Annotated in this window: 16 protein-coding genes, 5 tRNA genes and 3 rRNA genes; all 24 read right to left on the reverse strand. The window is 48.7% G+C overall.

From position 1 onward, the window contains the following. Positions 1-27 precede the first annotated feature (27 nt). Positions 28-864 (reverse strand): hypothetical protein, encoded by an 837-nt coding sequence (locus tag CGC65_RS25710; RefSeq protein ID WP_002566098.1) that lies wholly within the window; start codon positions 862-864, stop codon positions 28-30. A 205-nt stretch (positions 865-1069) separates the two neighbouring features. Next, a tRNA-Gly gene (locus tag CGC65_RS25715) sits at positions 1070-1141 on the reverse strand. Positions 1142-1168: 27 nt separating this feature from the next. Then, positions 1169-1243 (reverse strand) — tRNA-Pro (locus CGC65_RS25720). Between the two features lie 116 nt (positions 1244-1359). Continuing rightward, positions 1360-4251: ribosomal RNA gene (locus CGC65_RS25725) — 23S ribosomal RNA — on the reverse strand. Positions 4252-4316: 65 nt separating this feature from the next. Next, the gene (locus CGC65_RS25730; protein WP_146111403.1) at positions 4317-4568 is read right to left on the reverse strand and encodes a hypothetical protein; all 252 of its coding nucleotides are present in this window, start codon (positions 4566-4568) and stop codon (positions 4317-4319) included. 76 nt (positions 4569-4644) lie between these two features. Beyond that, positions 4645-4718, reverse strand: a tRNA-Ile gene (locus CGC65_RS25735). A 98-nt stretch (positions 4719-4816) separates the two neighbouring features. Continuing rightward, positions 4817-4934, reverse strand: a 5S ribosomal RNA gene (gene rrf, locus CGC65_RS25740). A 64-nt stretch (positions 4935-4998) separates the two neighbouring features. Further along, positions 4999-6532, reverse strand: a 16S ribosomal RNA gene (locus CGC65_RS25745). Together the 16S, 23S and 5S rRNA genes with 5 tRNA genes alongside form the textbook arrangement of a ribosomal RNA operon. 186 nt (positions 6533-6718) lie before the next feature. Further along, positions 6719-6807, reverse strand: a tRNA-Ser gene (locus CGC65_RS25750). A gap of 64 nt (positions 6808-6871) precedes the next feature. Continuing rightward, positions 6872-6957 (reverse strand) — tRNA-Ser (locus CGC65_RS25755). A 248-nt stretch (positions 6958-7205) separates the two neighbouring features. Continuing rightward, positions 7206-7436, reverse strand: a complete 231-nt coding sequence (locus CGC65_RS25760) for a hypothetical protein (protein ID WP_002566442.1) — start codon at positions 7434-7436, stop codon at positions 7206-7208. A gap of 60 nt (positions 7437-7496) precedes the next feature. Next, a complete protein-coding gene (locus tag CGC65_RS25765) occupies positions 7497-8774 on the reverse strand; it encodes a RuBisCO large subunit C-terminal-like domain-containing protein (protein WP_002566443.1) in 1278 nt (425 codons plus the stop codon). Positions 8775-8893: 119 nt separating this feature from the next. Continuing rightward, positions 8894-9619, reverse strand: coding sequence for a GntR family transcriptional regulator (locus tag CGC65_RS25770; RefSeq protein WP_002566444.1), 726 nt, complete (start codon positions 9617-9619; stop codon positions 8894-8896). A gap of 22 nt (positions 9620-9641) precedes the next feature. Continuing rightward, positions 9642-10247 (reverse strand): class II aldolase/adducin family protein, encoded by a 606-nt coding sequence (locus tag CGC65_RS25775; protein ID WP_002566445.1) that lies wholly within the window; start codon positions 10245-10247, stop codon positions 9642-9644. A gap of 22 nt (positions 10248-10269) precedes the next feature. Then, positions 10270-11520 carry a Tm-1-like ATP-binding domain-containing protein gene (locus CGC65_RS25780; RefSeq protein WP_002566446.1) on the reverse strand — a complete coding sequence of 417 codons (1251 nt, stop codon included), beginning with the start codon at positions 11518-11520 and terminating at the stop codon, positions 10270-10272. 108 nt (positions 11521-11628) lie between these two features. Continuing rightward, complete coding sequence (locus CGC65_RS25785; RefSeq protein ID WP_002566447.1) at positions 11629-12633, reverse strand: N-acyl homoserine lactonase family protein; 1005 nt, start codon at positions 12631-12633, stop codon at positions 11629-11631. Between the two features lie 97 nt (positions 12634-12730). Further along, the gene (locus CGC65_RS25790) at positions 12731-13690 is read right to left on the reverse strand and encodes an ABC transporter permease (protein WP_002566448.1); all 960 of its coding nucleotides are present in this window, start codon (positions 13688-13690) and stop codon (positions 12731-12733) included. A 13-nt stretch (positions 13691-13703) separates the two neighbouring features. Next, positions 13704-14654: an ABC transporter permease gene (locus CGC65_RS25795; protein ID WP_002566449.1), complete on the reverse strand. Its 951-nt coding sequence runs from the start codon at positions 14652-14654 to the stop codon at positions 13704-13706. Continuing rightward, entirely contained in the window at positions 14641-16296 is a 1656-nt protein-coding gene (locus CGC65_RS25800; protein WP_007038325.1) for a sugar ABC transporter ATP-binding protein, read from the reverse strand. Before CGC65_RS25800 ends, CGC65_RS25795 begins: the two co-directional genes overlap by 14 nt. After that, positions 16275-17396, reverse strand: coding sequence for a sugar ABC transporter substrate-binding protein (locus tag CGC65_RS25805; RefSeq protein ID WP_002566451.1), 1122 nt, complete (start codon positions 17394-17396; stop codon positions 16275-16277). Before CGC65_RS25805 ends, CGC65_RS25800 begins: the two co-directional genes overlap by 22 nt. Positions 17397-17726: 330 nt before the next feature. Then, the gene (ispD, locus tag CGC65_RS25810) at positions 17727-18470 is read right to left on the reverse strand and encodes a 2-C-methyl-D-erythritol 4-phosphate cytidylyltransferase (RefSeq protein WP_002566452.1); all 744 of its coding nucleotides are present in this window, start codon (positions 18468-18470) and stop codon (positions 17727-17729) included. 101 nt (positions 18471-18571) lie between these two features. Further along, the gene (gene tsaD, locus CGC65_RS25815; protein ID WP_002566453.1) at positions 18572-19606 is read right to left on the reverse strand and encodes a tRNA (adenosine(37)-N6)-threonylcarbamoyltransferase complex transferase subunit TsaD; all 1035 of its coding nucleotides are present in this window, start codon (positions 19604-19606) and stop codon (positions 18572-18574) included. A gap of 48 nt (positions 19607-19654) precedes the next feature. Beyond that, entirely contained in the window at positions 19655-20566 is a 912-nt protein-coding gene (locus tag CGC65_RS25820) for a ribonuclease Z (RefSeq protein WP_002566454.1), read from the reverse strand. 217 nt (positions 20567-20783) lie between these two features. Next, positions 20784-21545, reverse strand: coding sequence for a DeoR/GlpR family DNA-binding transcription regulator (locus CGC65_RS25825; protein WP_002566455.1), 762 nt, complete (start codon positions 21543-21545; stop codon positions 20784-20786). Positions 21546-21658: the final 113 nt, after the last annotated feature.

The following is a 21658-nucleotide window of genomic DNA, read 5'->3' on the forward strand; positions in this document are numbered from 1 at the left end:
ATCCCATCTCCCTGTCAAGGCTTCCTGTCACAAAAAGGTCAAGCTGTTCATTATTCCCTCCGTATCCAGGGACGATATAGAGCCGCCGAACATAACCATCTGCAGTCTGTCTCCATTGATTCTGGCATAAACCTTCAAAAATCCGGGTATGCCCAGGGAAGATGCATCCATATAGTGATAACTGTACCAGAGTCCGTTTGAAAGCTGACTGGTTGTCTTGGTCTGGGGTGTCCCCAACTCTGCTTCCACAGCTGCGTCCAGTACGCTTTCCTGGTAGGTGTATACCAGGTCTGCATATCCGCCAAAGTCCGCGAGGGATTCTGACATGATGCAGATAAGGCTGCTGCCGTCCACACTGGTCATATATATTCCCCTCTCATCAGAGGAATGAAATACAAATTCTTCGGGAACTGTGAGAAGCACATTACCAATCTGTTTTATTGCGCCGCTGTCCTGGCCCTGCTCTTGCACACCTGTCAGCTCCTGTTGGGGCACCTCTGCCTGTTCCTGCATCTGCGCCTGAACCTCTTGCTGCATCTGCACCACTCCGTCCTCAATCCAGGCCCCCTGCATGTCAACGCTGTACCCATCTGGTGTTTGGGTGTTTTGGAGGCAATAGCCATCCTCATTAAAATAATAGCATCTTCCGTCTATCCAGGACCATTCGCTTTTTACATACGTGCCATCCTCATTCTGATACCACCAGCCGGTATCGTCCTGCCTCCACTGGCCTGCAAACGCGCTCATACTCAAAGCTACAGTGGCCAGCAGCACCGCAATTACCATCATCCAGCATTTTTTCCTACCGGCGGTGCTCTTATCCGCGGCTCTTTTATACACAGCCCTCTTATCCTTTATCTTCATATCAGTTGCCCTCCCTTAGTCTTATACTTCCAATATACTTCTCTTTTCCAGGGACAAGAACCTAAAATCAACTTAAATTATACGTAACAGTTCCATGCGCCGTCCTGAACAGTTACAATTATACTTCTGGATGGAAAATATAAAAACAAAAAAACCGGAGCACCCTGTATCATAAAATCACAAAGCTCCGGTTAAACAACAAAAAAGCGCGAGACGGGATTCGAACCCGCGGCCCCCACCTTGGCAAGGTGGTGCTCCACCCCTGAGCCACTCGCGCATAAATGTTATCATTATATTTTCAAAGTCGGGGTGACAGGATTCGAACCTGCGACCTCCTGGTCCCAAACCAGGCGCTCTAGCCAAGCTGAGCCACACCCCGTCATCACCGTGTACATAAATATATCACAGATGATATTAAATTTCAAGTACTTTTACGTACCCTCAAAACCACATATTGAATTCCGATTGTTTCACAAACCTTTTTCCCTTAACCTTCTGGATAAGCCCTCGACCGATTAGTATTAGTCAGCTCCGTACATTACTGCACTTCCACCTCTAACCTATCTACCTCGTCGTCTTCAAGGGGTCTTACTCGCTTTCGCGATGGGATATCTCATCTTGAGGGGGGCTTCACGCTTAGATGCCTTCAGCGTTTATCCCGTCCAGACTTGGCTACCCTGCCATGGCCTTGGTAGGCCAACAGGTACACCAGCGGTCTGTCCATCCCGGTCCTCTCGTACTAAGGACAGCTCCTCTCAGATATCCTACGCCCGCGCCGGATAGGGACCGAACTGTCTCACGACGTTCTGAACCCAGCTCGCGTACCGCTTTAATGGGCGAACAGCCCAACCCTTGGGACCTGCTACAGCCCCAGGATGCGATGAGCCGACATCGAGGTGCCAAACCACTCCGTCGATGTGAACTCTTGGGAGTGATAAGCCTGTTATCCCCAGGGTAGCTTTTATCCGTTGAGCGATGGCAATCCCACTTTCATACCACCGGATCACTAAGTCCTACTTTCGTACCTGCTCCACCCGTCGGTGTCGCAGTCAAGCTCCCTTATGCCTTTGCACTCTTTGGATGGTTTCCAACCATCCTGAGGGAACCTTTGAGCGCCTCCGATACCCTTTCGGAGGCGACCGCCCCAGTCAAACTCCCCGCCTGACATTGTCCCCCGCCCGGGTCACGGGCGCAGGTTAGAAACCCAATATCGCAAGGGTGGTATCCCAACATTGGCTCCACACAGACTGGCGTCCATGTTTCAAAGCCTCCCACCTATCCTGTACATGCAATACCGAATCCCAGTATCAAACTGGAGTAAAGCTCCATGGGGTCTTTCCGTCCTGGCGCAGGTAACCAGCATCTTCACTGGTATTTCAATTTCACCGGGTGCATTGTTGAGACAGCGCTCAAATCATTACGCCTTTCGTGCGGGTCGGAACTTACCCGACAAGGAATTTCGCTACCTTAGGACCGTTATAGTTACGGCCGCCGTTTACTGGGGCTTAAATTCAAAGCTTCGCTTGCGCTAACCTCTCCTCTTAACCTTCCAGCACCGGGCAGGCGTCAGCCCATATACCTCACCTTACGGTTTTGCATAGACCTGTGTTTTTGCTAAACAGTTGCTTGAGCCTATTCTCTGCGGCCACATCTCTGTGGCACCCCTTCTCCCGAAGTTACGGGGTCATTTTGCCGAGTTCCTTAACAATGCTTCTCCCGCCGGCCTTAGGATTCTCTCCTCATCTACCTGTGTCGGTTTACGGTACGGGCATGTATCACACAATAGCGGCTTTTCTTGACAGCCGGAATCACACACTTCGCTACTTTAGTTCGCTGCGCGTCACGTCTTCGGATTGCACGGCGGATTTGCCAACCGTACTCCTACCTCGCTTGCCCCGGTATTCCCATTCCCGGGATGTGTTGTCCTTCTGTGTCCCCACAGTTCTGATGATACATGGTACAGGAATTTCAACCTGTTGTCCATCGACTACGCCTCTCAGCCTCGCCTTAGGCCCCGACTTACCCAGAGCAGATCAGCTTTACTCTGGAAACCTTGGATATTCGGCCTGGAGGATTCCCACCTCCATCTCGCTACTCATTCCGGCATTCTCTCTTCTTAACGCTCCACGGCTCCTTATCGGTACCGCTTCTCCGCACTAAGAATGCTCCTCTACCAATGTACTTACATACATTCCTAAGCTTCGGTGTTGTGTTTCAGCCCCGGACATTTTCGGCGCAGGACCTCTCGACTAGTGAGCTATTACGCACTCTTTGAATGTGTGGCTGCTTCTGAGCCAACATCCTAGTTGTCTTTGAAATCCCACATCCTTTTCCACTTAACACACACTTTGGGACCTTAGCTGTAGGTCTGGGCTCTTTCCCTTTTGACTACCCAACTTATCTCGTGCAGTCTGACTCCCATACATCATTTATGCGGCATTCGGAGTTTGATATCCCTTGGTAAGCTTTGACGCCCCCTTAGGAATTCAGTGCTCTACCTCCGCTAAACTAATATGAGGCTAGCCCTAAAGCTATTTCGAGGAGAACCAGCTATCTCCGGGTTCGATTGGAATTTCTCCCCTATCCACACCTCATTCCCACCCTTTTCAACGGATGTGGATCCGGTCCTCCACGGAATTTTACTTCCGCTTCAACCTGGACATGGATAGGTCACCCGGTTTCGGGTCTGCCTGTACTGACTTGACGCCCATTTGAGACTTGGTTTCCCTTCGGCTCCGAGCCTTAAGCTCTTAACCTTGCCAGTACCGGCAACTCGCCGGACCGTTCTACAAAAAGTACGCGGTCGCACCTTAACGTGCTTCCACAGCTTGTAAACACAGGGTTTCAGGTTCTTTTTCACTCCCCTCCCGGGGTCCTTTTCACCTTTCCTTCACAGTACTATGCGCTATCGGTCACTAAGGAGTATTTAGCCTTGGAGGGTGGTCCCTCCGACTTCCCACAAGGTTTCTCGTGTCTCGTGGTACTCTGGATCCTGCTGCTTCCTATTGTTTTCGTGTACGGGGCTTTCACCCTCTCTGGCCTGACTTCCCAGACAGTTCCACTAACAAATCGGTTCACGTTTGCAGTCCATAACCCCAGCATGCACGCACGCTGGTTTGGGCTCTTCCCATTTCGCTCGCCGCTACTTTGGGAATCGATGTTTCTTTCTCTTCCTCCGGCTACTTAGATGTTTCAGTTCACCGGGTTCCCTCTGCATGGCTATGGATTCACCATGCAGTGACTGAGGTTTGCTCAGCCGGGTTTCCCCATTCAGATATCTCCGGATCAAAGGATATTTGCTCCTCCCCGAAGCTTTTCGCAGCTTATCACGTCTTTCATCGGCTCTTAGTGCCAAGGCATCCACCCTGCGCTCTTTATAGCTTAACCAAATGATTTCCCGCCGCGGGTTGCTGCGGGTCCTCTAAACGTCCATAGCGTTGGACGCTTTGGTTCTAGGTTTTCATAAATGCTTTCGCATTTACAAGTTTGTTTTTCCATACAATCTCTTGTATGGCCTCGGATGTCTTGATATTCTGATTTAGAATATACAATTCATTTTTATTCAATATGCGGTTTTCAAGGTACGTTTGGTATGCTTCCGTTTCCTCAGAGGTTTTCAGCACAAGCTTCTTCCCTTTGGTCACTTCAGCAAATGGAGATGGAGAGATTCGAACTCCTGACCCTTCTGTCTCTTCAACAGCCATTCTTCCAGAAGAATGATATGATATTCATACAGGGCTACCCTTTCAAGGCAATCTCTTATTTAATTTAGATATTACATGGGCTTAAGTGGACTCGAACCACCGACCTCACGCTTATCAGGCGTGCGCTCTAACCGGCTGAGCTATAAGCCCCGGTTAATTCTGCAAAAGCTACGCTGTCACATCATTACCTTGCTGTATATGTTCTCAGTGAAAGTAAAACCACTGTTCACTGTAAAACTTCTTATAAAATCCGGCAGCCACCTGCTCTCCCATGCCGTCTCCAGCATAGTACCATCGGCCGCTTAGGTCTTAACCATCGTGTTCGGGATGGGTACGGGTGTTTCCCCTAAGCGCATCGCCACCGGAAAATTTTAAGCACCTTTTAATCAAGGACTCAATAATACATAAACCCCTACTTCTTCTTCCTTAGAAAGGAGGTGATCCAGCCGCACCTTCCGATACGGCTACCTTGTTACGACTTCACCCCAGTTACCTGCCCCGCCTTCGGCAGCTCCCTCTCTTGCGAGTTGGGTCACTGACTTCGGGCGTTGCTGACTCCCATGGTGTGACGGGCGGTGTGTACAAGACCCGGGAACGTATTCACCGCGACATTCTGATTCGCGATTACTAGCGATTCCAGCTTCGTGTAGTCGGGTTGCAGACTACAGTCCGAACTGGGACGTTATTTTTGGGATTTGCTCCACATCACTGTCTTGCTTCCCTTTGTTTACGCCATTGTAGCACGTGTGTAGCCCAAATCATAAGGGGCATGATGATTTGACGTCATCCCCACCTTCCTCCAGGTTATCCCTGGCAGTCTCCCTAGAGTGCCCAGCTTTACCTGCTGGCTACTAAGGATAAGGGTTGCGCTCGTTGCGGGACTTAACCCAACATCTCACGACACGAGCTGACGACAACCATGCACCACCTGTCTCTCTTGCCCCGAAGGGAAGGCGCCGTTACACGCCGGTCAAGAGGATGTCAAGACTTGGTAAGGTTCTTCGCGTTGCTTCGAATTAAACCACATGCTCCACCGCTTGTGCGGGTCCCCGTCAATTCCTTTGAGTTTCATTCTTGCGAACGTACTCCCCAGGTGGAATGCTTACTGCGTTTGCGACGGCACCGAAGGGCTTTGCCCCCCAACACCTAGCATTCATCGTTTACGGCGTGGACTACCAGGGTATCTAATCCTGTTTGCTCCCCACGCTTTCGAGCCTCAACGTCAGTTATCGTCCAGTAAGCCGCCTTCGCCACTGGTGTTCCTCCTAATATCTACGCATTTCACCGCTACACTAGGAATTCCACTTACCTCTCCGACACTCTAGCAAAACAGTTTCCAAAGCAGTCCCAGGGTTGAGCCCTGGGTTTTCACTTCAGACTTGCTTCGCCGTCTACGCTCCCTTTACACCCAGTAAATCCGGATAACGCTTGCCCCCTACGTATTACCGCGGCTGCTGGCACGTAGTTAGCCGGGGCTTCTTAGTCAGGTACCGTCATTTTCTTCCCTGCTGATAGAGCTTTACATACCGAAATACTTCTTCACTCACGCGGCGTCGCTGCATCAGGCTTTCGCCCATTGTGCAATATTCCCCACTGCTGCCTCCCGTAGGAGTTTGGGCCGTGTCTCAGTCCCAATGTGGCCGGTCACCCTCTCAGGTCGGCTACTGATCGTCGCTTTGGTGGGCCGTTACCCCGCCAACTGGCTAATCAGACGCGGATCCATCTCACACCACCGGAGTTTTTCACACTGTACCATGCGGTACTGTGCGCTTATGCGGTATTAGCAGTCATTTCTAACTGTTATCCCCCAGTGTGAGGCAGGTTATCCACGCGTTACTCACCCGTCCGCCACTCAGTCAATTAAAAATCCATCCGAAAACTTCATTTTAATTGCTTCGTTCGACTTGCATGTGTTAGGCACGCCGCCAGCGTTCATCCTGAGCCAGGATCAAACTCTCATGTTTAAAAGTTGATTCCAGGTTTCAGACTACTTAGCTTGGCTAGTTATCTTTAACCTTCATTACTTGGTTTTGTTCTGAATTTTCTCAAATCCAAAGGCCTAAACCAGACCTTTTGTTTTTAGAATTTTCAGGGTTTGTGTATTATTCAGTCTTCAATTTTAAAGGTACGATGGAAGCATTGCTTCCGACCGCAGAAGGAGGGATTTGAACCCTCGCGCCGCTACTAACGACCTACTCCCTTTCCAGGGGAGCCCCTTCAACCTCTTGGGTACTTCTGCTTGGTTGAATCTTGTTTCATATTCAATTTATATTCGCAGGCAAATCACTAAAACTCGTCTGCAGCGGAGAGGGTGGGATTCGAACCCACGCGCCCTTGCGGACAAACGGTTTTCAAGACCGCCTCGTTATGACCACTTCGATACCTCTCCGAACGCGCTTTTCCATTTTACAGAAGTTTCGACGTTTTGTCAAGTACTTTTTTTATTTCTTCAAAACTTTATTTTTCTAAGTTTTGTGTTTTGCTGCTGTTCTCAGCGGCAACTCGATTAGTCTATCATGTAATTCGACAGATGTCAACATTTTTTTTAACTTTTTTTCTGCAGGTTGAATTTTCCAAAATTAGGAAGATTCAACCTGCGTTACCAACTGTTATTCATTCCAATTCCTGGTAAACCTCTTACAGGTCCTTATCCACGGCCCAGCGGTCCAGCTGCTTCAGGAATCTTCTATCCTCTGAAACTACCTTGACTGGTTTTTTGTAATCTATAGCCATCAGTCCCAATACGGATTTTCCGTCTGCAATCTGATTATCCATTGTATGTACTCCAATATCCAATGGAGAAGCACAGGCCAGATGCATAAAATCTCTTAAATCATTGGATGTGTACAGCATAATTTCACGTACCATATTGATACCTCCTTATTCGGGCATAGTATAACATTTTAGGATAAAATATACAATATCCAATCATGATTTTATATAATTCCATTGAGTCAGAGCAGTACGCAGCTCATCCTTTTCTGCTGCCGCCTTTTCAAATGGCTGTCCGCTCATCACAATCTCAATCGCCTGGCGCATTGCCCGAGCCCCTGCTGCTGCACCGCCTGGATGTCCCTGAACGGCTCCCCCTGCTGCCAGAACCACATCTTTTCCCACTTCCCGGATATACTTTTCCACCATCCCCGGATGGACTCCCCCTCCTATGGACGGCATAGAGGGCTTAATGTCATAGAAAGGAAGCGTGAGCTGGGCTACTGTCTGCATATACTTTTGATGGAGAAGCGGATAGCCGCCATAGGGTGTATTGATCATTACAATATCAGCTCCAGCAAGCCGTGCAAGCTTTCCCACAGCAAGGGGAGAGGCCATTCCATTCATGGCTCCTTCAAAACACATTCCAGTACCTGCCGAATGTCCCAGGATAGGAAGAACCGTATGCTCCGCCACATGCTTAAGCACGCTGTATCCCATGGCCGCAAAATTAATCATCAGTCCATCTGCACCGGCATCCTCTGCGCGTTTTACATTTTCCATAATTTCACCTGCGCCGCTGGTTATGTTCACAAAATATTTTACCCGCTCCCCTGTCTTCTCATAGGCCGCCTCAGCCGCCTCTCTATATGCCCTTACCCGTTCTTCGGGCTTGCTGTAAACAGGATTTCCAAACAATTCATCGTCCTTTATAAAATCCACACCTCCCAGTGCAGTCTCATAAAATATCCTTGCCCCCTCTTTCGGAGTCAGTCCTGTACACGGCTTGATCATATTCAACAAAATCGGCCGGTTACTTATTCCGGCAAACTTCTGAATTCCTTCAATCCCATACCGCGGTCCCCTGAATTTGCGGACAAACTCCTCCGGAAACTCTATATCTAAAAGTTTTACCTGGGCTGAGGTGGAGGCATCGTTGCCTAAAAGGGCGGTAATAAGCAGCGGCAGGTCTGTACCAAAGTTTACAGCAGGATAGGCAATCTGAATCAGATATTCTCTCTGGTCTCCGGTAATCTGAGTAGCCAGATCCAGGGAAGGCACATCAAATACGTTCACCACCTTCCCCATATATTTTTCGCGAATCTCCTCTGTAATTCCAGGTATGGGAATCCATGTTCCAATGGTCTGCCCCACTGCAAGGGCTGCCGCTTTCTTAAGGACATCCACTTCCTTCGGCAGACTGATATGATATGTTGCTACTGCATAATTTTGTTTGTGTACTGTCTCCGATAATGTATAAAGTAAAGAATCCATCTTTTCTCCTTTAATCCGCAGCGCTCATATGCCTGACAAAACAAAAGAGCCCGGCATCCTGTTTCGATGCCCAAGCTCTGTTATCACTCTCTGATTCTGCTATATACTTATATCACGATTTACGCATTCTCATGAAAATACACATCCAAAGAGTAAGGAATATTCTCCGTTCTCTTCTTCAGATTCTGAGCCAATAAATGACTGATTCGTTCGCTGTCCCGTTGTTTCAAGGCATCCAGATAACTCTGGTGCTCTTCAATCATCCTTTCCCTGGATTCCCGGCCTTCCAACAGTTTCTGACCGTAAATCAATTTAAAGAACGACAGATTATCCCACAACGATTCTATCATCGCACAGATTCTGTCCAGCTGGCTGATTTTATAGATTGAAAAATGGTACAACCTATTCTGCTGATACACATCAATTGCATCAAGCTCCTCCTGCCTGACAATACGAATATATTCTGCGTGAATCTCTTTCAGGTTTTGGATGTCTTCATCTGTAATCTTCTCACAGGCATACTTTGCTGCTACCGGCTCCAATGCCGTTCTGGCTATATATATCTGCCGTACATCATCCTTTGTCAATGTCACAAGCCTCGTCCCTGCATATGGAACAGACTCCGCAAGCCCTTTCTTCTCAAGATTGGCCAAAGCTTCCCGAATCGGCATCCTGCTGACTCCCAGCTGGGACGCCAGTTCCTCCGTGTTAAGCTTATCACCCATTGACAGCTTACCGCTCATAATCCATTCCATCAGCTTGTCCAAGGCCAAGTCCGGAAGCTTGTTATGCTGAAGCATTCCCCTGTCCAGATCATTCATTGTAATACGCATATTAGATTTCATATAGCTCTCACCTAAGTAATATTTACAAGCCAAGCTTCGAAACGGTCACTTTTAAAATCGCCACTTGCGCGGTTTCTTCAATTAATTCTGCTGTATGCTCTGCATTAATTGCATCTTTTCCGACTGCCACTAAGCCATGATCTACCAGTAAAAATCCGGGCAAATCCGGGTTCTCTCTATATATATCTTCCACCATTGGGAAATACTCTTTCTTTACCATCGCTGCCGGAACATCTAACGAAGGTAAATCCGCGCTCATCTTGAGCTGGGCGTGCCACGTGGTCCTCTTTAAGGCCTTTCCTGTGGATGCCCATGCAATCGAATACGGTGAGTGTGTATGTACAACAGCATTCACCTTGGGACAAATTCTATATAGCAAGCCGTGAAGTAAAGCCTCTCTTGTAGGTTTTCCTTCCCCTTCTACTAGATTTCCATCGAAATCCGTGATTACAAATCCGTCCGGCGTACTGTCAATAAAAGAGCTGCCGCTTGCCTTCACAATCATCAAATCTTTCCCTGGCACCCTGGCACTCACATTGCCGCCGCTTCCGGTTTGTATACCTCTAGTATATGCTCTTTTGCAGGCTATGACAAGTTCCTCTGCAATTTTTTTAACATCTTCTGACATTTCCTGGAACGCCCTCCTTGTCCTAATATTGTATTTCATCACCTATCACAGCATGCTCTTTCAGTTCGTCCACCATATGGTGGGCGGCCTGAATGCCCCATTCCTCTGTATCCAGATTTCCTGGTATTGTAATGATTTCCACATTGGGATTTCTGATTTCCTTTAACTGGCGAATGATAATATCATCCACCTCTTTATAATAAAGCGCCTCGCCCTTGCGTGTATTATGGCGCATTCCGTCTGTAGGAATCAGAAGTTTTACCGGGTAATCAATTTTCTCAATCCGCGCAGCAAATCTTGCTGTTGTAATCTCTGCTTCATCCGGAAGCAGCTTGATATGAGCCGTATTGGCGTTATGCATCATATAGATTCTTTCGTCCATGCGGGGCGGAAACTCTCCCGCCTGAAAATCAATAAAATCCAGGCCGCCCACGCTGACCACCAGAGGCACCTTTTTCTCCACCCCCCGGACAAGACGGTACTTTGCATCTTCCCCATAGGAAAAACCGCCTTTAAAATACTCCTGTGTAATCTCATGGGTTGTTAAATCCAAAATTCCGTCTATCAGCCCGTCCGCCGCCATCTGCTCCATGATTGCTCCGCCTGCACCGGTGGAATGAAAACCGATAGGCTCTATACCAAGCCGTTCCAGCTCATCAATGGCAGCACACGCCCCTGTGTTCGTAATCCCCATCAAAGTCACGCCCACAACCGGCTTATCGCCTTTTTTCAGGACCTGGCCTGCATGTTTCACCATTCCCGCACAGCATGCACATGCATTTGCCATGATTTGTCTCGTCACTATGTTAAGTCCGGTAAAATCGCATATGGATGGAATCGTTACTATATCCTTTGCCCCTACCACACTTTCAAAAGTTTTGCGGCCTGATGCCACCGTGGTTGCCATGACTTTTGGGAAACCTATGGGAAGCCGCTTCATGGCGTTGGTGGCCATGACCGTATTCTGAAGGCCTCCTGCTGAAAGGATTCCGTCAATCTTCCCCTCTGCATACAGTTTCTCCACATACGACGCCACTGCCTCCATCATAAATGTAATCTTCTCACCCTTTGTCCTGGGTTCCAGCTCAGCCCACTCTGTCCCTGCTGCTTTGGTGACATCTTCCCTGGAAACATCGTATCCATAAGACGGATTGGGGCCTGTGGCCACGTTAATTACCATGGCTTTCATTCCCTGGCTCTCAACCTGCTCACGCATGTATGCAATCTCTCTGTACTTGGTATCACAGCTTCCTATGATTGCGATTGTATTCATCACTATTCCTCCAATACGATATTGTGAAGACCATCCCCAACAGTCTCCACAATATCCCTCATGGGCCCCGCGTTTTCACAGGTGCGTCTTCACAGATGCTTATTCACATTACTTCTGGCTGAAGTACTTTGTTTTTGCCTTTGCAGCTGCTTTTTTTGCATCTTTATCAATAATCGCGCCCTTGTACTCATCAAATACAAAGTCCGTGTCCTTAAGCCCGATTACCGGAAGTCTGTTTTCATGGGTATCTTCGTATTTCTCAACTGCTGCGGATAAGATAATATCATGGGCAAGCAGAAGATGCTTATGAGGGTCAACCCCAGCCTCATGGCAGCGGCGGACCGTATCGCGGATTGTCTGCCATGCGGCCACTATATCAACATAGCGTCCCGGAGGGCAGATATCATAGTGAAGCTCATCCTGCATGGTCTGGGGAGCATCAATGTTGCCCATAACGAATACAGAATCCCCCACACAATAGTACGGTCCGTCTTCTGTTTCAACCACAACCGTCATATGTCCGGGGCAATGTCCGAATGACTCATATACACTTACCCCTGGTGCAATCTGTGCCTCGCCCTTTACTGTCTCAAAACGTTCTTTCACTCCCGGCTGGTCATATGGCGCAATGAATTCATCATTGCAGGTCACGTCTCCATCTTTGGCGATAATGGGTCTGCAGTATGATTTGTAATGAAGGGGGATCGGGTTATGGGCATAGTCCCACTCTGTCTCATGACAAATAAAACGTGCCTTTGTAAATTTTTCAAGATAAAATACATGGTCCCAGTGCAGATGCGTAAACAGTACAATATCAACATCAGATGGCTTAAAGCCAACCTGGGCCAGCCGTGATTCAATGTCATCAATTCCCGGTCTCTGCACAGATGGGCCATGGTGATACTTATCGGCATGCTCCGTCCAGGACATACCCGTGTCAACCAGAATCAGCTGGTCTCCGCCTTCAATTAAGAATGTGAAATCCGGAAGCTGGTCCGAGTCATTGGTAATTCCCAGCTTTTCTACAAATTTTTTACACGAAAAATGATACCAGTACTCCAAAGGTTTGGTCGGAATATAACCAGAATTAAGTGGTCGGATTGTTAATGGCATATTAATTTTCCTCTCTTTCTCTTTCATGAATTATCTATCTTAAAACCGCCATGGGTTTATCCCCCAGGCCGTTTTAATCCCTGTTTATATGCGGCAATTATGCTGCCTTGCTTTCCTGTCTTCTCTTGCTGTACGTGTCGAACAGCACCATGGCAATGATTACAATACCGATTACCAGCCCCTGCGCATAGGAGGAAATCCCCTTCAGGTTCATTACATTTACAATAATTGTAAGTATCAAGGCTCCTACCACAGTTCCAAGTACTCCGCCTTCCCCTCCCAGCATGGAGGTTCCGCCTACAACCACTGCCGCAACGGTCTGCAGTCCGTAACTGTCTCCCATGGCTGCATCTGCTGCATTTAACCTTGCCGTCATCAGCATGCCTGCAAGGCCTGCGCACATGCTGCACATCATAAATGCAGATAACATAACTTTTTTTACCGGAACCGCCGCGTATTTGGCAGCCACAGGATTTGAGCCATATGCGTACACCTGACGGCCGTAGGTGGTTTTCTGAAGCAGGACATATATCAGGATGACAACCACCGCCGCTATGATAATCAAATTGGGCACAGGACCCGTATACCCCACACCTATCTGGGTAAAACCCTTGGGAAGGTCATATATGACCGCCCCCTGCATGACCAGGACCGCAAGTCCGCTCATGACCCAGTTGGTCCCGTAGGTAGCAATAAAGCTGGGGAGAATTCCGGCTAACAGCCCGTTGATGACTCCCACTACCAGTCCAATGAGAATTCCCAGAATAAAGGCTGCCGGAATGGGTACACCATTTTTAATGCACTGGGCACAGATACATCCGATGAATCCGGCGGTTGCTCCCACCGATAAATCCATACCGCCTGTCAGCAGTACTGCCGTCAAGCCGGCGCTGAGCACCAGCAATACACTGGCCTGCCTGAATACTGTGATAATGTTGTCGACGGTCCTGAAATTTGGGGCGGCAATTGCGGAAAAGATGACCAGGATGATTAAACCTATCAGACTGTAAAATACTTTTGAATTCCTTATCTCTTCAAATATTTTCTTTGCTTTCATGTCCCTATCCCCCCTATTCCTTTGAACGAGTACGGACAACCGCATCAATGATAATGGCCATCAGAACGATAGAACCAATGATTGCATTCTGCTTAATTGACTGCACACCCACTATGTTCAGACCATTTTTGATGACTTGTATAAGAAGCACACCAAAAATCGTGCCTGTAACGCCGCCTTTTCCTTCACGCAGAGAGGTCCCTCCCAGAAGCGTTACTGCCACTGCCTGGAATTCCCAGCCCGTGGCTGCCGTAGGCATACCTGCCTCAATACGGCTGAGTGTGATGATCCCGGCAATTCCGGCAATGAACCCGGCAAATGCATATGTCTTAATCAGGCAGATAATGGGATTGATGCCTGCAAGCTGCAGTGCCTCCCTGTTACCGCCCAGTCCATGGATATTGGTTCCAAACCTGGTCTTATTCAGTACCACCCACACCATGATAAATACCAATACAGCGGCCCAGACCATAAGCGGTATTCCCATAATCATGGTCTCTGTAATGATACGGTATGTAAAACTTGGAAAATAGATAGAAGAGCCTGCAGCCAACAGTAACGAAAGGCTGTTCAGTATATTCTGCATTCCATAAGTCGCGATGAAGGGAGGAATACTTCCTTTTGCAACAATCACACCATTCGCCACACCAATGAGTGTAGTGGATAAAACGGCGAGCAGCATTGCAGCCGGAAGCGGGATTCCCCTCAGGGCCATCCACACAGTAAATACGGTTACAAAGCTGACCTGCGCACCAAGAGACAGGTCGGTTCCCTGCGTCAGGACGATACATGTCTGCCCAAATGCAACAATCATTAACGGGGTTGCCTGAATCAGCACATTTTTAAAGTTCATCAGCGTAAGATAGTTGGGGCTCATAACACTGAAAATCACAATCAGAACAACCAGCATATAGGCTACCGGAGGCAGACTTTTCATTCTCTGCACAATCTTATTCCTCTGCATGCTCAGCACCTCCTGCTCCCAGCATCATCCGCGCTCCAATGACCTCGGAATTGAATCCGTCTGTTCCTCTGATGACCTCGTCCACGATTTCGCCCTCATGCATGATATAAATGCGGTCGCTCATACCAATTACCTCGGGAAGTTCGGAAGAAATCATGATAATTGCCTTACCCTCTGCTGCAAGCCTGTCCATCAAATGATAGATTTCCAGTTTTGCAGCCACATCAATACCACGGGTGGGCTCATCAAAAATCAGAATTTCCGGGTCAAAACTCAGCCATTTTGCCAGTACCACCTTCTGCTGATTGCCGCCGGACAGATATTTACATGCTTTATTAACGCTGGTTGTAGCGATACGAAGCTGCTTCTTATATCCCAGCGCAACTTCGGTAATTTTCTTTTTTGAAATAAAGAAGTTAGGGAATATCTTCTTAAGGCTGACCGCCACCATATTAAGCGCAATTGACTCATCCAGAGCAAGCCCCTGCTTCTTGCGGTCCTCGCTTACCAGACCTATTCCAATTCTGACAGCCTGCACAGGCGACTTTGGAAATACCTGGCTCCCCCGTACGTAAACTTTTCCAGACTTAATCTTCTCGATTCCATAAAGCAGCTCGGCCGTCTCAGTGCGGCCTGCCCCCACCAATCCGGCCAGGCCCACAATCTCGCCTTTTCTAACGGTAAAGCTTACATTTCTGACACGCCCTTTATAATCGCACAGATTCTCTGTTTTAAGGGTAATCCCTTCATGCTCATTCTCTGTACGCGCATAGACTTGTTCCACACTCCTGCCCACCATCATGTTGACCAGTTCCTCGTTGGTGCAATCGTTGATTCCCACCGTATTAATCTTAACCCCATCCCTGAGAATCGTGATTCTGTCCCCAATCAAGGGGAACTCCTGCATCCGGTGGGATACATAGATAATACCGATCCCCTCCGCCTTTAGCCTGTGAATCTGTGCAAAGAGGGAGTCCACTTCTCTTTCCGACAAAGTTGCGGTGGGTTCATCAAACACCATAATTCTGGGATTAAATGAAAGCGCCTTGGCAATTTCCACCATCTGCTGCTCTGCTATGCTTAAGTTCTTTACATAATCTTTGGGATTCATGTATTCACAGTTCAACGCCTTTAAAAGCTTTGCAGCCTCTTCTTCCATCTTCTTATGGTCAATCAAACCCAGTTTGGTCTTATATTCCCTGTTAAGAAAAATATTCTGAGCAACGCTGATATACGGCACCAGCGTAAACTCCTGATATACTGCTACAATTCCCCTGGCAAGAGCCTCCTTGGTCCCGTTAAACTTAACCACCTGGCCGTCCAGCCGGACCTCCCCTTCTTCCGGTTTATATGCGCCGAGAAGACATTTTGCAAGCGTACTCTTGCCTGCGCCGTTCTCACCCACCAGGATATGTACTTCCCCTTCCTGCAAATCAAAATCCACATCATCCAGGGCCTTCATGCCCGGAAAAAGTTTGGTGATATGCTTCGCAGTTAATATTGTTTTCCCCATCGTTTCACCCCAATACTTCTCACGGAATTTATTTCCTCTGTATTCGTCCCCGCAGTTTCCTGCGGGGACAAACAGGTGAAATAGTTCAGTTTCAATTTTGCCGCATTCTACTGGATGACCTTCCACCATGCAATGTTGTCAATGTAATTTTGAACTGTATCGGCAATTACAAGCGGGTCATTTGCTGCTGTGGGAAATGGAATGAACTTGCCTTCCGGTTCTGTCTTATCATTCAGATACTTAACTGCATAGGCACATGCAACAAATCCTGAACCATATGGATCCGTGTTATAGGTAGCGAACATGGTTCCTTCCTTTACGGCATTCGTAGCATCAACACTCCCGTCAAATCCGCAGACCAGTACATCACTCATGTTGGCTGCCGTCAGGGCCTGGACTGCTCCCAGGGCACTCTCATCGTTGCAGGCGATGACTGCATCAATGTCTGTATACTGCTGAATCAGGTTTTCCGTTACCGACATTCCTTCTGTCCTCTTAAAGTTTGCGGTCTGTGAAGCAACGATTTCGATTCCCTCATACTCGGAAAGACCAGTATTAATACCATTTAATCTCTCAATTGCATTTGATGCCCCGGCCGGCCCTTCAAGAATGATGAATTTTCCTTTTCCGCCAAGCTTGTCCGCCACTGCTTTGGCCATGGTGTAGCCGGACTCGTAATAGTCAACGCCTGTTCTGAGGAATGTATCTTCTGCTGCCGGCGTGCCAATGGTCAGCACCAGAACACCTGCATCCTGGGCTTTTCTCACGCCTGTCATGATACCGTTGGAGTCCGCACAGTGTACAATAATTGCATCAACATCCTGTGTAATCATGTTCTCCATCAACTGTACCTGCTCCTCAACCGAGTCCGCAGTCGTCGGTGCCTGTGTGATCGCGGTAAATCCCATGGCCTTCCCGGCAGCCTCCACACCTGCTGACTGAGCCACCATGTAAGGATTCGTTGTGTTCTTGGCAATGTAGCCGATCTTGTAATCCCCTCCCGCCTTGACGCTGGTTGCAATCTGAGCTCCGATTCCTGTGACCGGAAGCTGACTTACATCAAGCACAGTAGCGGCAGACAATCCTGAAGAACTGCTCTTTGTATCTTCTTCTGCCTTTGTCTCCTCTTTCGCACTGCTGGCTGGTGCCTCTGTCGGTGTGCTGCAGCCCGTAAAAAGCATGGCAGACATTGCAGCCGTTAATAAAATTGATACTACTCTCTTCCTCATTTTTTTCCTCCTTGTTTTTTTATGTTATTTTGGATATTGGATTTTGGATACAATCTTCTTGTGATTAATATAGCACTTCCAAATTTGCTTGTCAATATTAAATAGTATATTCTTGTTTATTGTTTAATTTTTGTATATAGTGCACATCACTCTTCTGATTTTTCTGTCAATAATTACAATTGTCATTTTTTTATCAGGTATGTGGATATTTTTTATGGGATTAATTTATGAGTTGTATATAGACTGAACGAAAATGCATCTGAATCAGAATGATAAAAAGGGGATACAGGTTATATTTTATCCTGTATCCCCTAAACCGGGTATCCTCACCTACACAATGGAATTTCTCAGCACTTCGGCCATTAAAAGGTCCTCAGGCGTCGTAATCTTAATATTGGCATAACTGCCCATTACCATATGCGCCTTCACCCCCATCTGCGCCTCCACCACCATGGCGTCATCCGTTATGCCGGTGCAGTCCTCCTTCATCTGGCGGGTAAATGCCTCCACAATCAGGGGCACGGAAAAGACCTGGGGTGTCTGTGCCTGCCATACCATGCTGCGGTCCGGGCTGGACTCAATCATTCCCTCCCGGTTCACCAGCTTGATGGTATCCTTTACGGGCATGCCCACCACGCAGGCATTGCATTTGCACACTGCCCTGTATGCCCGTTCAATGATTTCGCCGGTGACAAAGGGGCGGGCCCCGTCATGGAGAAACACGTATCCATCCTGTCTGTCCCTGGCAACGGATTCCTTCTCCCCCTCTTCCCGGTCCATAAGGGTACAGAGCGCCTTCCATACGCTCTCGTACCGCTCGCCGCCTCCGGCGCCTATGGTACTCACCTTCTTCAGGCCATACGCCTCCACGATCTCTGTTCTCACATATTCCATATGCCCTGCATCTGTCATGAGTATGATTTCATCTATCACAGGAGAGGCTTCAAACACCTCCAGCGCATAGGCCACCAGCGGCTTGCCGCCGATTTCCATGTACTGCTTTGCCGTATTCCCGCCCATGCGGCTGCCCTTCCCTGCTGCCAGGACCACAGCCGTACAATATTTCTTTTCCATTGCAGACCTCTTCTTTCGTCCTTCCCGGACCGGAGTCCATTTGTTCCTTACATCCCCGCCGACTGTACGCTCCGACCCAATTTTCAAATTTCAGACAGGCTCTAGCGTTCACCCAGCTTCAGATTGGGAATGGCATTCAAATCCCACCCGGATATATTTCCCTTTAAATATTCATAGTAGGCAGCCGTCCCGATCATGGCTGCATTGTCCGTACAGAAAATAGGGGACGGATAATAGAACTGAATCCCGTCCTTCTCACAGGCTTCTGCCATGGCCTTTCTCAGCGCGGAGTTGGAGGCAACACCGCCGGCTATGGCCAGCTTCTTATATCCAAATTCATGGGCTGCCAGTATGGCGCGGCTTACCAGAGACTCCACCACGGAATTCTGGAATGAGGCCACCAGGTCAGGCACATTGATTTCTTCCCCGGTCATACGGGCGTGGTTGATGTGGTTCAGTACAGCTGACTTTAGTCCGCTGAAGCTGAAATCATAGGGAGCCCCCTCCACCTTGCCCCTGGGGAACTGGATGGCATGGGGATTCCCCTCTTTTGCAGCCTTATCGATCTTAGGCCCGCCGGGATATCCCAGGCCCACGGACCTTGCCACCTTGTCAAACGCCTCTCCGGCCGCATCGTCCCTGGTCCTGCCGATGATTTCAAATTCCCCGTAGTCCTTTACAATCACCAGATGGGTATGGCCTCCCGACACAATGAGACAAACGAAAGGCGGTTCCAAATCCTGGTTCTCAATAAAATTAGCGGAAACATGCCCTTCTATATGGTGCACTCCAATCAGAGGCTTTCCTGCTGCATATGCAATGGCCTTTGCCTCTGCCACCCCTACCAAAAGAGCGCCTACCAGACCGGGTCCGTAGGTCACACCGATTGCCGTAATATCCTCCAGAGCCACCTGCGCTTCTGCCAGGGCTCTCTCAATCACATAATTGACCGCCTTTATATGCTCCCGGGAAGCTATCTCCGGAACCACGCCTCCATAAACCGTATGGGTGGCAATCTGGGATGAAATCACATTGGACAGCACGGTCCTTCCGTTTTTCACCACTGCCGCGGCCGTCTCGTCGCATGAGCTTTCAATTGCCAGTATCAAAACATCCTCTGATGCCTGTCCTATCATAGTATTCTCTCCACTTCCACGTATCCTCCGGTACCTCGTACCGCGCTATCAGTCCTCATCAAATTCCAGCTCCGCTGTCCATCCGTCCCTGGCAGCCTTTGCCCTTGGGAAAATCGTTCTGACTTCCTCCATATACTCCTCGGGCTTGGTAAGGGAGGGGCTGTAATGGGTAAGCCACATCTGTTTTGGATTAGCCTGCTTTGCAAGGGCCGCCGCTTCATAAAACGTCATATGCTTATATTCCCTGGCCTTGGCTGCTTTTTCTTTTTCCCCGTACATTCCCTCGCAGATAAAAAGGTCTGCCCCGGCTGCATACTCTGCAATCACCGGCACCGGCCTGGTATCTGTGCAGTATGTCACCTTAAGCCCTCTGCGGTCCGGCCCCAGCACCATATCCGGCGTCAAAAGCCGTCCCTCATGCTCTATCTCCTCGCCCTTTTGCAGCCTGCTCCAGAATTTCTGGGGAATCTCCTTAGACCTGGCCCTCTCCACGTCAAAACGTCCGGTACGGGGGATGGTGATGGAATAGCCGTAACACAGCACATTGTGGTTTACCCTGTAAGCATCTATCACATAAGGGCCCATCTGTATGCGTTCCCGGTTCTCCGTAAGCTCCACAAAGCGCAGTTCAAAGGGCAGTTCCGGCGCAATGGTGCGCAGCGCTCCCACCACCCGTTCCAGCCCCTTGGGACCAATCAGGGTCAGCGGCTCCACCCGCTCCGCATTGCCCATGGTAAGTAAAAGACCGGGAAGGCCGCTTATATGGTCCGCGTGATAATGTGTAAAGCAAATGATATCTATGGGCTTGGGACTCCATCCCTTTTCCTTCAGGGCCACCTGGGTCCCCTCACCGCAGTCAATAAGCAGATTGCTGCCCGAGCACCTTGCCATCATGGATGTGAGCCAGCGGTACGGAAGGGGCATCATGCCTCCTGTTCCTAACAAACATATATCCAACATACTGTAATCCTCATTCTCTCAATATCTTAACTCACAAAATCATATCACACTTTCCTCTTAATAATCAAGTATCGCCGGAAAATAACATGGCAGACACAAAAAGTCAGGCGCTTAAGTCAGACGTCAAAAAGGAGCTGCCGCAGCAGCTCCCATATTTATCTGTAACAGTTACATTTATCTTATATAAATCCTGTCCCGCGAAAGGCTGGATGCCGTCCTACACCAGATGGAGGGGAATATCCTTCTCAGCGATGAGCTCCTGCCATTCCCGGCTCAGCCCGTCATCCGTGACGATTTCATCAATCTCTTCCAGTTCAGCAAAATATCCCGGCCTTACCTGGCCGAACTTGCTGCTGTCCGCCACCAGTATCTTCTGCAGGGATGATTCCAGGGCCGCCTTTTTTGTGACCACCTCATAATTATGCGCGCAGGTCATGCCCAGCTTTTCATGGACACCGGAGGCAGAAACAAACATCTTGCTGGCCCTTGTCCTCCGTATAAGCCCGATTCCCTCAACGCTCTCAAACATCAGGTCGTTCCGGTGGAAATATCCGCCGGCAAAAATCAGGGAAAGCTTCTCATTACCCTGAAGCTGGGACAGGATATGGTAATTATAGCAGAGCACTGTGAGCTGCGTCTGTTCCGGTATATATTTGGACAACACGCCTGTGGTGGTTCCCGAATCCAGAATCAGGATATCCCCCTCCTCAATCATCCCCGCCGCAAACCGGGCGATTCTGTCCTTTTTATCAAAATTGCGGATCTGCTCCGAAGAGTACAGATATTCGTCGTGTTCCCGCGCTGCCGGCTCAGAAGCCTTATTTTCGTAAAACAGACGGTTTTCTTTGAGATAATCAATATCACGGCGGATGGTCATTTCCGAGACCTGAAAGCGGTCTGCCAGCTCCTTAATTGATAATACGGGCGATTCCTTCAGTGTATCCAAAAGCGCGTAAATCCTGAGATCCCTTTTTCCCATAAGTTCTGTTTCCCCTCCTGTCGCAATCCTGCTGCGGCCCATGGGTGCACAGCGTTACGAATCTGACTGTAAAATATTATAATTGTATTTTCAGAAAATGTCCAGATGTTCCT

The sequence above is a fragment of the Enterocloster bolteae genome (assembly GCF_002234575.2).
Taxonomy (GTDB): Bacteria; Bacillota; Clostridia; order Lachnospirales; family Lachnospiraceae; genus Enterocloster; species Enterocloster bolteae.